Here is a 14,324-nt window from a genome sequence, read left to right on the forward strand (position 1 = left end):
TGATTGATTCTTCTTTTAAAAAAGAGAAGAGATATGATTTAATAAATAATATGGATACAGCGCTGTGGAAATGTAAGTGCATGTGGTGCGTACATAAAACAAGAACAGTATTGACAGGAGAGAGAAAATGAAAGCACAAATATTAGAAGCTATTAAGCAGTTTGACACGATCATTATTCACCGGCACATTCGTCCAGATCCAGATGCATACGGATCTCAGTGCGGATTAGCGGAATTGTTAAAAACATCTTTTCCGGAGAAGAAGGTATACGTAACGGGAGAAGAAGCGGAGTCATTAAAATTTTTATACCGGATGGATGATATCGCTGATGAGACCTATGAGGATGCGCTTGTTATTGTTTGTGATACGGCTAATGAAGCACGAGTATCAGATCAGCGCTACGTAAATGGAAAAATGGTCATTAAAATTGATCACCATCCAAACCAAACTCCTTACGGTGATTTGCTTTGGGTTGAGACGTCTGCTTCTTCAACAAGCGAAATGATTTATGAATTTTACTTGGAAGGAAAAGAAAAGGGGTTATCTCTGAATGATGAAGGAGCAAAGCTGATCTTCAGCGGTATCGTCGGAGATACGGGTCGATTTTTATTTCCAAATACAAAGCCCAAAACGTTTTGCTATGCAAGTGAATTGATTCAATATGGTTTCAATTTTAAAGATGTATATGATCAGTTATACAAAACAAAAGAAAACGTCGCTCACTTACATGGATACGTGCTACAAAACTTTACGATGTCTCCATCAGGAGTTGCTCATATGAAAATTCCAAATGAAATTCTTCGCAAATATGATGTGACACCAGCTGATGCCTCTCAGCTAGTCGGTTCGTTAGGGCAAATTGATGGAGTAAAAACGTGGGTGTTTTTTGTGGAGGAAGAAAATCAAATTCGTGTTCGCCTGCGTTCAAAAGAGCTTGTCATTAATACAATTGCTAGAAAATACAACGGAGGAGGCCATCCTCTTGCGTCCGGAGCTTCCATTGATTCATGGGAAGAAGTAGAGCCTTTACTACATGATTTAGAAGAGCTCTGCAGTCAGGAGTAATTTGTAAAATAAGCCGTTGATTTTAAATCAGCGGCTTTTTACAGTACTTTTTCCATCTTTTTAATTCGAACTTCAATCGAAAGCGTTGTATAAAAATAAATTTGATGAACTTCAACTTCATAAATCGTTTTATCGAATTCGTATTTTTTATTTTCAATTGCTTTTTTTAAGATATCCCTGCTTCGATACGCACTTTCAATATCTTGGGCAATTAAGTGCTGTGCTTCTTCGTCGACGCTTTTTTGAATATTGTATTCAACCACAGAGTTTACTTTATAACGATGACCGTTTACTAATTTTACTTTCACATTCTGAATAATCAAATGCTGCTTCATTTCCTTGTTTAATGCTTTTACATCTTCTTGCCATGCGCTAATTTGCAAATTTGCTTTTTCTAGCTTATCATTAGCAATTCGAACTTCTTCTAGCTCTCTATCTCTTGAAACGCCGTAAATCGTTAAAAACACCCCCCAGCTAACAATTGCTCCAATGACTATACCGGCAAAAAAACGCTGCCAGTCGGAGCGCTTGAACATTCGCTCGCTGGGTACCCTCATACAAAATGCTCCTGAGTTAACCACTTGATGATAAGAGCCCCGGTCTGAGCTCCTCCCATAGCGGATAGAATTAAAAGGATTTGTTTGAATACATCTTTTGTGGCTCCTTCAAAGAGTCCGCGCTCAAAGCTGTAAAACGTATCAAATGTTCCTCCAATTGCTCCGACAATTGCCCAGATTTTTAAACTATTGCTGAGGGTATGCATGACGTATAAAGGAGATTTTCCAATTAAAAACCCCGCAAATGCTCCAATTAATGAACCGCCTAAAATAATACCTAATGAAGTGAAGTAACTCCAAATGAAAAGAGACATAAAAGGCTCTTTTGTCATGACGTGTCCTCCTTTACTATTTTATCAATGAATCACGCTTCCTACATATATATGGACAAACGCTCAGAGTTATGTAATTTGTCTACGCCGGCAACAAAATTTATAATAAGAATAAAGAATTAAAGAAAGGTGGGAAGTCCTGTGCCTTTTGTTCACTTGCAGCTTCAAAGTTCTTATAGCTTACTAAGCAGTTCCGTTCGTATTCATGAACTTGTAGAAACAGCTAAGAAAATGAACTATGAAGCGATTGCTTTGACTGATGAAAACGTGATGTACGGAGTCATTCCTTTTTATAAAGCCTGCGAGAAAGCGGGAATCAAGCCAATTATTGGGCTCACATTATCAATCTTAGAACATGAAGAAAGCGAGCGAGCGTACCCTTTAGTTTTGTTAGCGGAAAATGATAAGGGATATGAAAATCTATTAAAACTAAGCAGTTTAGTTCAAACCAAGGAAAAACACGGTGTAAATAAAAAATGGCTCCATCATTACAACGGCGGGTTGATTGCTATTACACCCGGTGTAACTGGAGAAGTTGAAACCCTGCTAGCAGAAAAAAAACTTCAAGATGCTAAGCGAGTGCTTCAATTCTTTAAAAAAGTATATTCACAGTCTTTTTATATATCGATACAGCGCCACGGACAGGATGAAGCTTTTATAAATCAGCAGTTAACGGAACTTGCTGCTGAAGAAAATATCCCGCTTGTTGCGACGAATCAAGTGAAATATTTAAAAAAAGAAGATCGGGATGCGTATGAGTGTTTAGCAGCTATTCGAGACGGAGAGAAATTACATAGCGATGAAGAGGTAAAAAGTAAGAGCAGCGAGTACTATTTCAAATCACCTGATGAAATGGAAGATCTCTTTCATGACCAGCATTTTTTAATAGAAGAAAGTATAAAAATCGCAAGACGATGCGAGCTCGAAATTTCTCTAGGCGTAATGTCCATTCCAAAATATCCTGTTCCCCCGTCTGTTACATCATCAACTTATTTGCGCACTCTCTGCGAAAAAGGATTGCAAGAAAGAGTTCAAGTGGTCACGGAACAATATGAGGAACGCTTGGATTATGAGCTGAACATTATTGAAAATATGCGCTTTAGTGATTACTTTCTTATCGTATGGGATTTTATGAATTATGCTCATGAACACAGTATCCTAACGGGCCCAGGCCGTGGTTCAGCGGCAGGCTCACTGGTTTCATACGCCTTGGGAATTACAAATGTTGATCCAATTCAGCATCAGCTTTTATTTGAGCGCTTTTTAAACCCTGAACGTATTTCGATGCCTGATATTGATATTGATTTTCCTGATAACAAACGAGATCAAGTCATTCAGTATGTGGCTCAAAAATATGGAGCGCTGCACGTAGCTCAAATCATTACATTTGGAACATTAGCAGCTAAAGCAGCTGTACGTGATGTAGGGAGAGTGATGGGATATGATCAAGAGGCGCTCAACAAAATGTCCAAAGCGATTCCAACTAAACCAGGTACAACGTTAAAAAGCGCTCTTCGCGATTCAAGAGTTCTTCAAGACTATTTATCTGAAAATGAAGCCAGAAAACAATGGTACAACATTGCTATGAAGATAGAAGGACTGCCAAGGCATACTTCTACGCATGCAGCAGGCGTTGTGATTAGTGAGAAGCCTCTGACGCAATCTGTAGCCGTACAAGAAGGACATGATGATGTATATTTAACTCAATATCCAATGGAGGCTCTGCAAGACGTTGGACTTTTGAAAATGGACTTTTTAGGTTTGCGCAACTTAACCATTTTAGATCATATTTTAAAGAAAATTGAGCGGGACATGAATCGAAAGCTGTCACTGTCTCATATACCGTTTAACGATCAGAAAACTTTTGAACTGCTGAGTAAAGGGGATACGACGGGTATTTTTCAGCTAGAGTCAGATGGAATGAGAAGAGTACTTCAGCAATTAAAACCTACAGAGCTAGAAGATATTGTAGCAGTTAACGCGCTGTATAGACCTGGTCCGATGGAAAATATTCCAACCTATATTAAGCGCAAGCATGGAGTGGAGAAGGTAATATATGATCATCCTACGCTTAAAGACATTTTACAATCCACGCACGGAGTTATCGTATATCAAGAGCAAATTATGCAGATTGCTTCAAAAATGGCCGGTTTTTCTCTTGGAGAAGCAGATTTGTTGAGAAGAGCAGTTAGTAAAAAAGAACGGGCAGTGCTGGATCGTGAACGAGCTCATTTTATCCAAGGAAGCAAGAAGAAAGGATATGACCTATCCGTTGCTAATCGAGTGTATGACCTTATTGTGCGTTTTGCTGATTATGGCTTCAACCGAAGTCATGCCGTTGCTTACAGTATGGTAGCCTATCAGTTAGCTTATTTGAAAGCACATTACCCGCTACAGTTCTTTTCAGCTTTACTAACGAGCGTTATTGGAAACGAAGGGAAAATTGCTCAATATATTAATGAACTAAAAAGAAAAAAAATACAAGTTCTCCCACCTTCTATTAACAAGAGCATGTATTCGTTTAACGTAGAAGGTGAAAGTATAAGGTATAGCCTTGCAGCGATTAAACATATTGGTGCAGCAGCTATGCAGGAAATAACAGAAGAGCGAAAGAAAAAAAGATTTGAAGACTTATTTGATTTTTGTGCCCGTGTTTCACAAAAAGCCGTGAATAAAAAGGCGCTTGAAGCTTTGATTCTGTCTGGAGGCTTTGATGAGTTTGGAGAAAATCGAGCTACTTTATTAGCAACGATTGATGTAGCATTTGAACATGCAAGCTTGGTACTCCCAGATGATGACTTTGGATTTGGAGCTGAATTTTCGTTAAAGCCTAAATATATGGAAAAAGAGGAACTGAAAATAGAAGATCGGCTTCAGTATGAAAAAGATATGCTAGGTTTTTATTTATCAAGCCACCCTGCTTCTCAGTATGAAGCACTAAATTCCTTTTATTCTGTTGTTTCTCTTCACGATATGAAAGAATACGCTTCAGGAAAAGCGGTCTCTCTTTTAGTATTTGTGTTGGAAATTCGCGTCATTCGAACGAAAAAAGGAGAGCAAATGGCCTTTTTACGCATCACGGATGAAAGTGGAGAAGGAGAAGTTGTCGCGTTTCCCCGCGTATTCGAGCAGAATCGTCTGCTGTTTGAACAAGGTAAGGTTTTACTGATACAAGGAAAGATAGATGAAAGAAATGGGCAGCAGCAAATTGTTTGTCAACGTGCTGAAGCTGCTAGCGAGGCGGTTCAAAAACTACCGTCAGAAGAATTATACTTACGTATAGAAACAAAGCAAGGTACAGAAAAGCTGCTTCAAACTATTTACCAGCATTTTCAGTCTCATAGAGGGAAAATCCCCGTAAAAATTTATTATGAGGCAGAACGTCAATTGGTCAAGCTTCCCGTTCACTATTCTATTGAACGAAGCGATGAGTTAATAAAAACTTTAAAAGCAATGCTGGGAGAGAAGCACGTAGTGTTCAAGAAGATATAGTCTTTACAGATTTCATGTGATGTTATATGGTAAAATAGTTAAAAAAGTGGTCTGACCACCGTTTTTTATGAAATATACGAATTAGATGCGTTTTTCTTGAAATGAAATGCAATTGGATTTATAACATCATATGAGTAGTGTGGGAAAGAACATGGTTCAGGCGCAGTATTTGTTATCATTTTGTTTATTGGGAGTGAAATTCATTGTCTTTACGTGAAGAAGCATTGCATATGCACCGCATTAACAAAGGTAAACTAGAATCAAAGTCCAAAATTCCTGTTCGAAACGCAGAGGATTTAAGCCTTGCTTATTCCCCTGGTGTAGCAGAACCTTGCAAAGAAATATATGATGATGTAAACAATGTATATGAATATACGATGAAAGGAAATATGGTAGCTGTTGTATCTGATGGCACTGCCGTATTGGGCTTGGGCAATATAGGTCCTGAAGCTGCTCTGCCAGTAATGGAAGGGAAAGCTGTCCTTTTTAAAAGTTTTGCCGGCGTAGATGCATTCCCAATTTGTTTAAACACGACAGATGTGGACAAAATTATAGAAACTGTTAAATTGCTAGAACCTACTTTTGGAGGCGTTAATTTAGAAGATATTGCGGCTCCGAACTGTTTTGAAATTGAAGAGCGGTTGAAAAAGGAAACAAATATCCCGATTTTTCATGATGATCAGCATGGGACGGCTATTGTTACGGTAGCGGGTCTTCTTAATGCCCTGAAGCTGACAGGAAGAAAAATGTCACAAATCAAAGTGGTAGCGAATGGAGCAGGAGCTGCTGGCATTGCTATTATTAAATTATTATACAGCTATGGAGTGCGCGATATCATTATGTGTGATTCCAAAGGAACGATTTATGACAAGCGTCCTCACGGCATGAACCGTATAAAAGATGAAGTTGCAGCCTATACAAATCGAAGCAGAGTAGAAGGTACGTTAGCTGATGCGTTAGAAGAAGCTGACGTATTTATTGGAGTTTCGGTTGAAGGAGCACTCACACCGGAGATGATTGGAAAGATGAATCCAGACCCAATCATTTTTGCAATGGCAAATCCGGTGCCTGAAATTATGCCAGAAGAAGCTAAAAAAGCTGGCGCGAAAGTAATCGGCACCGGACGTTCTGATTTTCCTAATCAAGTGAACAATGTCCTAGCGTTTCCGGGGATATTCCGAGGTGCACTAGATGTACGTGCTACTCATATTAATGAAAAAATGAAAATGGCTGCAGTTGAGGCCATTGCTAATTTAATTACGGAAGAGGACTTGAATACAGACTATGTGATTCCAGGTCCATTTGATGCACGAGTGGCTCCGGCAGTAGCCGCCGCTGTTGCAAAAGCAGCTATGGAAACAGGCGTTGCCCGAATAAAAGTAAAGCCAGAAGCCGTAGCTGAAAACACACGTCGCTTAGCGATTATTGAATAAGGTTACATCAACTGTTCTTTGACAGGCATGATGCTTCAAGCATGCCTGTTAAAGTAATGTAAAGTGAGTGGTAGTAAACTTGAAGAATGAACGTTCAAAAGTATATGTAGAAATTCTAAAACAAATTCGCCAGCTAATGGAAGACGATCGTTTAACTACGGGGGATAAAATCCCGTCAGAACGAGAGCTTTCTGAACGGTTAGGCGCAGGACGTTCTTCCGTTCGAGAAGCGCTCAGAGCGTTAGAGCTAATTGGGTTGATTGAAACTAGAAGAGGTGAAGGTACGTTTATTAAAGAAGTAGGGGATCATCAATTTATTGATTTATTAGCTACTTTTTTAGTACAAGACGGTAAAACAAAATCAGATTTAATTCAGACGAGATATATTCTTGAAAAGAGCTGTTTGTATTTTGTTTTAGCGGAACAGTACGAAATCAATGTTTCGAAAGCAATTCGAAAGCAGAATGACGATTGTTTGAAGAACTTGTTTGACTATTTGTTTTCTTTGCAGCCTAATCGGCTATTACACCGAATCTGGTTGATTATTTGCCGTTTTTCTCAAACTTTTCAACAAAACTCAGCGCCAAGCGACACTCTGATAAGTGAATTAGTAGAGGCGTTAGCTAAAAAAGATGAAGCATCTGTATTAAATCTTCACCATCAGTGCTACAAACAAGTGTGAAAGAAGGAATTTGTCGAAAGAGACATGCCATCTTTCTACACAAAATCAAGCAGTCATCTAGTAAAGTAAATAGCAACTAATAAAGTGAAGCGAACAATTCGTCCAATTTTTGTCTATCCGTCGCTTGTTTTATATTTAAGGCGGGTTTTCACAACTTGTAAATAGTAGAAGAAGAGGAAGAATAAAGGTTCTTGTGGTAAAGAAAAGAACCAAAAGGAGGTTACACCTTGTTACGAGATTTATTTACAAAAAACACAAAAACTCCAAAAAAACGAAAATATGCTACGATTCCTTCTGAGCATATGAGACAAGATGTACCTGAAGGAATTATGACCAAGTGTAAAAAGTGTAAAAAAATAATGTATACGAAAGAGTTAAATAAAAACTTAAAAGTATGCTTAAACTGTGGATATCATCATCAAATGACAGCACCAGAGCGTATCGAAAGCTTAATCGACAGCGGAACGTTTGTTGAATACGACAAAGATATGACGTCAGAAAATCCTCTTGGGTTCCCTGATTATCTTGAAAAGCTCGAAAAAGATCGTGAAAAAACTAATTTGAGTGAAGCGATTGTTACGGGTGAAGGGGATATTGAAGGCATTAAAGTAGTAGTTGCTGTTATGGATTCACATTTCCGTATGGGAAGCATGGGCTCTGTAGTCGGCGAGAAAATTACTCGCGCCATTGAAAAAGCGAAGGAAATGCATGTTCCATTCCTTATTTTCACAGCTTCAGGCGGTGCACGTATGCAAGAAGGTGTTCTGAGCTTGATGCAAATGGCTAAAACTAGCGCAGCTCTTAAAATGTTCAGTGATGAAGGCGGCTTAATCATTTCGATTATGACACATCCTACCACAGGAGGCGTGTCAGCAAGCTTTGCTTCGTTAGGTGATTATAATTTAGCCGAGCCGGGCGCGTTAATTGGCTTTGCTGGAAGACGTATTATTGAACAAACAATTAGAGAAGAGCTTCCAGAAGATTTTCAGACGTCGGAATTTCTGTTGAAGCATGGTCAGCTAGACGGAGTTATTGACCGTCATGATTTAAAAGAAACGTTAACAACTATTTTAGATATACACGTAGCAGGAGGTGACATCGAGTGGTAAGCGAATTAGAATTTGAACGTCCAATTGTTGAGTTGCGAAACAAGATTGCAGAGCTTAAAGAGTTTGCTAAAAATACAGAAGTGGATTTATCTAGCGAAATTGATAAGTTAGAAAATCGCTTAGAAAAAGTAGAAAACGATATTTACAATCATCTAAGCCCATGGAACCGTGTTCAAATTGCTCGCCATCCTGAGCGTCCTACAACACTCGATTATATTTCTCGCTTGTTTACAAACTTTTTAGAGTGTCATGGAGATCGCTTTTATGGAGATGATGAAGCAATCGTAGGAGGAATTGCCAAGTTTAATGGCGTGCCTGTTACCGTGATTGGACATCAGAGAGGTAAAGATACGAAAGAAAATATTCGCCGTAATTTTGGTATGCCTCATCCTGAAGGCTACCGTAAAGCACTGCGTCTAATGAAGCAAGCGGAGAAATTTAACCGCCCAATTATTTGCTTTATTGATACAAAAGGAGCTTATCCAGGAAAAGCGGCAGAAGAGCGCGGACAAAGCGAAGCTATTGCGAAAAACCTTTTCGAAATGGCTGGCTTAACTGTACCTGTTATTTGCATTGTAATTGGAGAAGGAGGAAGCGGGGGAGCCTTGGCATTAGGGTTAGGAAATCACCTTCATATGCTTGAGAACTCGACGTATTCAGTTATTTCTCCAGAAGGAGCGGCAGCCATTCTTTGGAAAGATTCTTCTCTTGCGAAAAAAGCTGCTGAAACGATGAAGATTACAGCACCAGATTTGAAAGAACTGGGTATTGTAGATGAAATGGTTTCAGAGGTAAAAGGCGGAGCTCACCGAGATATCGATGCACAAGCTGGATACATGGAGGGCATTATTAAGAAATCATTAAAAGAGCTGATGAATTTATCAAAAGAAGAGCTAGTGGAAGAGCGTTATTTAAAATACAAAAAAATCGGACAATTTGCAGCTGAAAACGATGCCATTACTATAAAATAAAGAAACGTGCACTCTTGAAAAATAAGGGTGCGCGTTTTTGTGCGGTTTGTATAGCCCTTCTCTATTGTGTTTACAAGTTCTTCGTGGTATTTTATAGACAGCAAAAACCTTTAAGTAAAAGTACAAAAAGAGTATTTTTAAAAAATTTCCTATGGTTATTAGCAGCTGTGCGAGCGTTTGTCTTTTCTCCAAAACGCGAGATACATAAGACAAATCAGGCAGTAAGTATTGCTGTATGAATTGCAGGGAATAGTAAAACAAGAAGCAAACGATGAAGAAATTCATCGTTAAAGTGCTGTGTATTTGTTTGCTATTTGATTCAGCGCTACGTAGGTATTTTATAAGTTACACGTAAAGCAAGGTGAACAAGTGAGGGCAACAAACTATTTGTTCATAGCCTGCTAGTACAAGGTTAGTAAAAGAAATAGCTATTTGCCCTACCTAAAGAGTAAATAGTAAATATATAGGAGGAAATTTGAATGCGTAAAACTAAAATTGTATGTACTATTGGACCAGCGAGTGAAAGTGTAGAAAAATTAGTTGAACTAATTAACTCAGGCTTAAACGTTTGTCGTCTAAACTTCTCTCACGGTGACTTTGAAGAGCACGGTGCACGTATTGTTAACATTCGTGAAGCTGCGAAACAAACAGGTAAAACAGTAGGTATCTTACTTGATACAAAAGGACCTGAAATTCGTACAAACACAATGGAAAATGGTGCAATTGAGTTAGAAGAAGGCTCTGAAATCATTGTTTCTATGACAGAAGTAGTGGGAACAACTGAAAAATTCTCAATTACATATCCAGGTCTAATCGATGACGTACACGTAGGATCAAAAATCCTTTTAGATGACGGTTTAATCGGTCTTGAAGTACTAGACATCAATAAAACTGATGGTGAAATCAAAACAAAAGTACTTAACCCTGGTACATTAAAAAATAAAAAAGGTGTAAACGTGCCAAACGTAAGTGTGAACCTTCCTGGTATCACTGAAAAAGATGCAAGCGATATTGTATTCGGTATCGAACAAGGCATTGATTTTATCGCTGCTTCTTTTGTGCGTCGCGCATCTGATGTATTAGAAATTCGTGAACTACTAGAAAAACACAATGCAGCTCACATTCAAATCATCTCAAAAATCGAAAACCAAGAAGGCGTAGATAACATCAAGGAAATTCTTGAAGTTTCAGACGGTTTAATGGTTGCTCGTGGTGACTTAGGAGTAGAAATTCCTGCTGAAGAAGTACCATTAGTACAAAAAGATCTAATCAAACAATGTAATGCGCTTGGCAAACCAGTTATTACAGCTACACAAATGCTTGATTCAATGCAACGCAACCCGCGCCCGACTCGTGCGGAAGCAAGTGACGTTGCCAATGCTATCTTTGATGGTACAGATGCAATTATGTTATCTGGTGAAACAGCTGCAGGTTCTTACCCAGTTGAAGCTGTACAAACAATGCATTCAATCGCTTCTCGTGCTGAGCAAGCTCTAAACTACTCTGAGATTTTACAACAGCGCAGCAAGCAAGTTGGCCCATCTATTACAGATGCAATTGGACAATCTGTTGTACACACAGCGCTTAACTTAAACGCTAGTGCAATCGTAGCGCCAACAGAAAGTGGTTATACAGCGAAAATCGTTTCTAAATATCGTCCGCAATCTCCAATCGTAGCTGTTGCAGCAAACGATTCTGTTGCACGTCGTCTGTCTCTAGTATGGGGTGTTACACCAGTTGTTGGTGAGCGCGTAAATACAATTGACGATATGTTAGATCACGCTGTAAATGACGCAGTAAAAACAGGCGTTGTAGCACACGGCGACTTAGTGGTTATTACAGCTGGTGTTCCAGTTGGAGAATCAGGTGCAACGAACTTAATGAAAGTTCAAGTTGTAGGTGACGTTCTTGCTAAAGGCCAAGGAATTGGTCGTAAAGCAGCAGTTGGTAAAGTAGTTATTGCTAAAACTGCTGAAGAAGCAAATGCAAAAATGATTGAAGGTGCTATCCTTGTTACAAACAGCACAGATCGCGATATGATCAGTGCAATTGAAAAAGCAGGAGCTCTTATTACAGAAGAAGGCGGTCTAACAAGCCATGCAGCTGTAGTAGGGTTAAACTTAAGCATTCCTGTCATTGTAGGCGTAGAAAACGCAACAAGCGTATTCTCAGAAGATCAAGATATTACAGTTGATGCTTCACGTGGTGTTGTATACAACGGACACGCAAGCGTACTGTAAGAACACGTAGATGATAGAAAAAAGAGAAGGGGAATCCTTCTCTTTTTGTTTAGGCAATTCAATAAGCGAAGAGGTGATGATGGTGAGGAAGATCCTTCCGCTCCTTCTTATTGTACCTGCTGTTGAGGTAATGATTTTGATTTATTCAAGTCATCTCATTGGTGTAATGTCAACATTTTTACTGATTATTGCTACTAGTTTTATTGGTGCGTTTCTAGCGAAAAAACAAGGAACATCTCTTTTTCAAAAAGCACAGCGTCAGATGAGCCAGGGACATGTTCCGAGCGGTGAAATCCTTGATGGTATGTGTGTACTATTTGGCGGACTGTTTCTGCTGTTTCCAGGCTTCTTGACAGATGTTGTAGGCTTTATCTTTTTACTGCCGTTTACACGCAGAATCGTTAAGCCTTTTCTTTTAACGTGGCTAAGAAGGTTTTTTCAAGGACGTAATCGAATGACGATTATTCGTTAATTAGAAAGTGTGTGAAAGAAGCTTCTTTCACACACTTTTTCATTTTCCTATAATAAATTGCCACGTTTCTTTGAAAACCCCCGTTGTATGAAGAGTTTTTAGAATAACAAGAATAACAGGGCCGACTATTAATCCGAAAAATCCAATCAGTTGATATCCTACAAATAAAGCAATTAATGTAGCGAGAGGATCAAGACCAATGCTTGATGACAAAATTTTTGGTTCCATAATTTGTCGCTGCACAAGTACTACAGCATATAGTACCGAAAGCCCTACAGCAAATGACACGTTATCTGTGGCAAAGGCATAAATCATCCAAGGAACAAAAACCAGTCCCGTTCCGAGGTAAGGAAGAATATCTACTAAGCCAATTAATAAAGCGACTGTAATAGCATAATCAACCCTAAGAACAAGTAAACCAAAAAGAACGATGATTGTGGTAATCGAAATAAGCGTAAGCTGAGCTTTAATAAAACCAAACAGTGCATTTTTAAGCTCCACAACCACTGTCTGTCCATTTTCCCTTACTTTTTTAGGAATAAACACGCTGCTTTTAGCCATCAGCTTGTACCAATCTTTACTAATAAAAAAAGTAGCCAGTAATGAAAAAATAATCACAGTCGCTGCATTAGGCAGTACGGATAAAAGTACTGGGATGCTTTGCAATACATTTTGCAGAAAATCGCCCACCGTTTGAGCGATATGGTTGCCTACCCCTTTAATGTTCGATAAAATAGTTGCTTGCTGACCGGTATTTAAGTTATTAAACATAGAAGTAATGCGTTCATAAAACGGAAGTATTTGTTCTGTAGCAATATTTTCAATAAATATGACCACTTCTTTGAAATTTGTGGGAACAACTTTCGCTAAATACGTACTTCCTGCAATGATTTCTGTGATAAGTAACGTAATAAGTCCGGCCAAAAGAGAGAAGATAAGAACCATTGACAGTAAAACAGCTAAGTAGCGGGGTAAGCGCAGCTTCAATTCAAATAGATTAACCATAGGATTTATAAAAAAGGCGATGCAGCAGGCGATAATAAATGGATATATGAGAGAAGAGACATAATAACTAAGAAATATAGATGCTGCAATAATTGCCAACACACAAGCTAAGCGAAATAGTCGATGTAAATGAAGCATGTACACAATAAATAGAGGCCTCCTTGTAAACGATAGTCAACAAAAGAAAAAGCTACTCATAAAATATTTACGTAATACGCTTTAGATTTATCACAATAAAAAAAGAAAGGATGAGTAAAATGTTCTCACAACCCATGCTTTTTTTAGCTGTTTTACTCGTAATTGGATTAGTGGCTAAAAATCAATCGTTAATCATTGCAGTTGCATTTTTACTTATTTTAAAATTAATCGGGTTAGACGGTAAGGTTTTTCCGTTTCTACAATCAAAAGGAATCAATATTGGAGTAACGGTTATTACAATTGCCGTTCTTGTGCCGATTGCAACAGGAGACATAGGATTCAAACAATTAGGAGAGGCCGTGAAATCTTCTTATGCCTGGATTGCTCTAGGAGCCGGAATTGCTGTAGCAATTATTGCTAAATATGGACTTACACTCTTGGAAGATGATCCGCATATTACGACCGCTTTAGTTTTTGGCACAATTCTTGCTGTGGCGCTGTTTCAAGGGGTAGCAGTAGGTCCGTTAATCGGTGCTGGAATCGCTTATTTATTTATGAAATTAACCGAACTTTTTTCGTAGAAATTTTTGTATAATAATAATTTTTTTAAAATTTCTTCTCTCTTTTGATTCACAAAAGTCAGATAATTGTTTATAATATATTTTGAGGCCGCATCTTTTTACATACAATTGTATGTTTTACCTATAGGGCTGTAACAAAGCAATGACACATGCAGATGTTTTGATTTTGTGTGTTATTGAAACAAATGGAAATGTAAGCATTTTCTTTGCGTGGGGTGAAGGAATGTTCTTCCAAGATATATATTC

12 protein-coding genes are annotated in these 14,324 nt (G+C 38.5%); 9 read left to right on the forward strand and 3 right to left on the reverse strand.

Going from position 1 to position 14,324, the window contains the following annotated elements; translation table 11 throughout:
- The first annotated feature begins 127 nt into the window (after nt 1-127).
- The gene (locus MMB69_RS00600; RefSeq protein WP_221784675.1) at nt 128-1,066 is read left to right on the forward strand and encodes a DHH family phosphoesterase; all 939 of its coding nucleotides are present in this window, start codon (nt 128-130) and stop codon (nt 1,064-1,066) included.
- Between the two features lie 38 nt (nt 1,067-1,104).
- Here the strand turns inward: MMB69_RS00600 and ytrI are convergent, their stop codons facing one another.
- Together ytrI and ytrH are read right to left on the reverse strand one after the other, a co-directional pair.
- A complete protein-coding gene (gene ytrI / locus MMB69_RS00605; RefSeq protein ID WP_221784674.1) occupies nt 1,105-1,623 on the reverse strand; it encodes a sporulation membrane protein YtrI in 519 nt (172 codons plus the stop codon).
- Nucleotides 1,620-1,955, reverse strand: coding sequence for a sporulation membrane protein YtrH (gene ytrH, locus MMB69_RS00610; protein ID WP_013059455.1), 336 nt, complete (start codon nt 1,953-1,955; stop codon nt 1,620-1,622). Before ytrH ends, ytrI begins: the two co-directional genes overlap by 4 nt.
- 141 nt (nt 1,956-2,096) lie before the next feature.
- On the opposite strand from ytrH, the gene dnaE reads away from it, so the two are divergent.
- The 7 genes from dnaE to MMB69_RS00645 all read left to right on the forward strand — a co-directional run bounded on the left by dnaE (nt 2,097) and on the right by MMB69_RS00645 (nt 12,354).
- Nucleotides 2,097-5,447, forward strand: a complete 3,351-nt coding sequence (gene dnaE / locus MMB69_RS00615; protein WP_277447017.1) for a DNA polymerase III subunit alpha — start codon at nt 2,097-2,099, stop codon at nt 5,445-5,447.
- A 203-nt stretch (nt 5,448-5,650) separates the two neighbouring features.
- Entirely contained in the window at nt 5,651-6,880 is a 1,230-nt protein-coding gene (gene ystJ / locus MMB69_RS00620; RefSeq protein ID WP_277447018.1) for an NADP-dependent malic enzyme, read from the forward strand.
- A gap of 79 nt (nt 6,881-6,959) precedes the next feature.
- The gene (locus MMB69_RS00625; RefSeq protein WP_269871121.1) at nt 6,960-7,562 is read left to right on the forward strand and encodes a FadR/GntR family transcriptional regulator; all 603 of its coding nucleotides are present in this window, start codon (nt 6,960-6,962) and stop codon (nt 7,560-7,562) included.
- Nucleotides 7,563-7,789: 227 nt separating this feature from the next.
- The gene (accD, locus tag MMB69_RS00630; protein WP_013059451.1) at nt 7,790-8,671 is read left to right on the forward strand and encodes an acetyl-CoA carboxylase, carboxyltransferase subunit beta; all 882 of its coding nucleotides are present in this window, start codon (nt 7,790-7,792) and stop codon (nt 8,669-8,671) included.
- Nucleotides 8,665-9,642 carry an acetyl-CoA carboxylase carboxyl transferase subunit alpha gene (gene accA / locus MMB69_RS00635; protein WP_013059450.1) on the forward strand — a complete coding sequence of 326 codons (978 nt, stop codon included), beginning with the start codon at nt 8,665-8,667 and terminating at the stop codon, nt 9,640-9,642. Before accD ends, accA begins: the two co-directional genes overlap by 7 nt.
- 479 nt (nt 9,643-10,121) lie before the next feature.
- Nucleotides 10,122-11,882 carry a pyruvate kinase gene (gene pyk, locus MMB69_RS00640; RefSeq protein WP_221784671.1) on the forward strand — a complete coding sequence of 587 codons (1,761 nt, stop codon included), beginning with the start codon at nt 10,122-10,124 and terminating at the stop codon, nt 11,880-11,882.
- 79 nt (nt 11,883-11,961) lie between these two features.
- Nucleotides 11,962-12,354: an FxsA family protein gene (locus MMB69_RS00645; RefSeq protein ID WP_277447019.1), complete on the forward strand. Its 393-nt coding sequence runs from the start codon at nt 11,962-11,964 to the stop codon at nt 12,352-12,354.
- 39 nt (nt 12,355-12,393) lie between these two features.
- On the opposite strand, the gene ytvI is transcribed toward MMB69_RS00645, so the two are convergent.
- The gene (ytvI, locus tag MMB69_RS00650) at nt 12,394-13,503 is read right to left on the reverse strand and encodes a sporulation integral membrane protein YtvI (RefSeq protein WP_221784670.1); all 1,110 of its coding nucleotides are present in this window, start codon (nt 13,501-13,503) and stop codon (nt 12,394-12,396) included.
- Nucleotides 13,504-13,616: 113 nt separating this feature from the next.
- Here ytvI and MMB69_RS00655 point away from each other — a divergent pair, with 113 nt between their 5' ends.
- Nucleotides 13,617-14,078: a DUF441 domain-containing protein gene (locus MMB69_RS00655; protein ID WP_013059446.1), complete on the forward strand. Its 462-nt coding sequence runs from the start codon at nt 13,617-13,619 to the stop codon at nt 14,076-14,078.
- The last annotated feature ends 246 nt before the right edge of the window (nt 14,079-14,324 follow it).

Origin of the sequence: Priestia sp. P5 (genome assembly GCF_029522155.1) — a bacterium.
Taxonomy (GTDB): Bacteria; Bacillota; Bacilli; order Bacillales; family Bacillaceae_H; genus Priestia; species Priestia megaterium_E.

What these genes read in the sequence shown, in the direction of transcription:
- MMB69_RS00600 (WP_221784675.1), top strand. Translation starts at nt 128, where the DNA reads ATGAAAGCACAAATATTAGAAGCTATTAAGCAGTTTGACACGATCATT.
- ytrI (WP_221784674.1), bottom strand. Translation starts at nt 1,623, where the DNA reads ATGAGGGTACCCAGCGAGCGAATGTTCAAGCGCTCCGACTGGCAGCGT.
- ytrH (WP_013059455.1), bottom strand. Translation starts at nt 1,955, where the DNA reads ATGACAAAAGAGCCTTTTATGTCTCTTTTCATTTGGAGTTACTTCACT.
- pyk (WP_221784671.1), top strand. Translation starts at nt 10,122, where the DNA reads ATGCGTAAAACTAAAATTGTATGTACTATTGGACCAGCGAGTGAAAGT.
- MMB69_RS00645 (WP_277447019.1), top strand. Translation starts at nt 11,962, where the DNA reads ATGGTGAGGAAGATCCTTCCGCTCCTTCTTATTGTACCTGCTGTTGAG.
- MMB69_RS00655 (WP_013059446.1), top strand. Translation starts at nt 13,617, where the DNA reads ATGTTCTCACAACCCATGCTTTTTTTAGCTGTTTTACTCGTAATTGGA.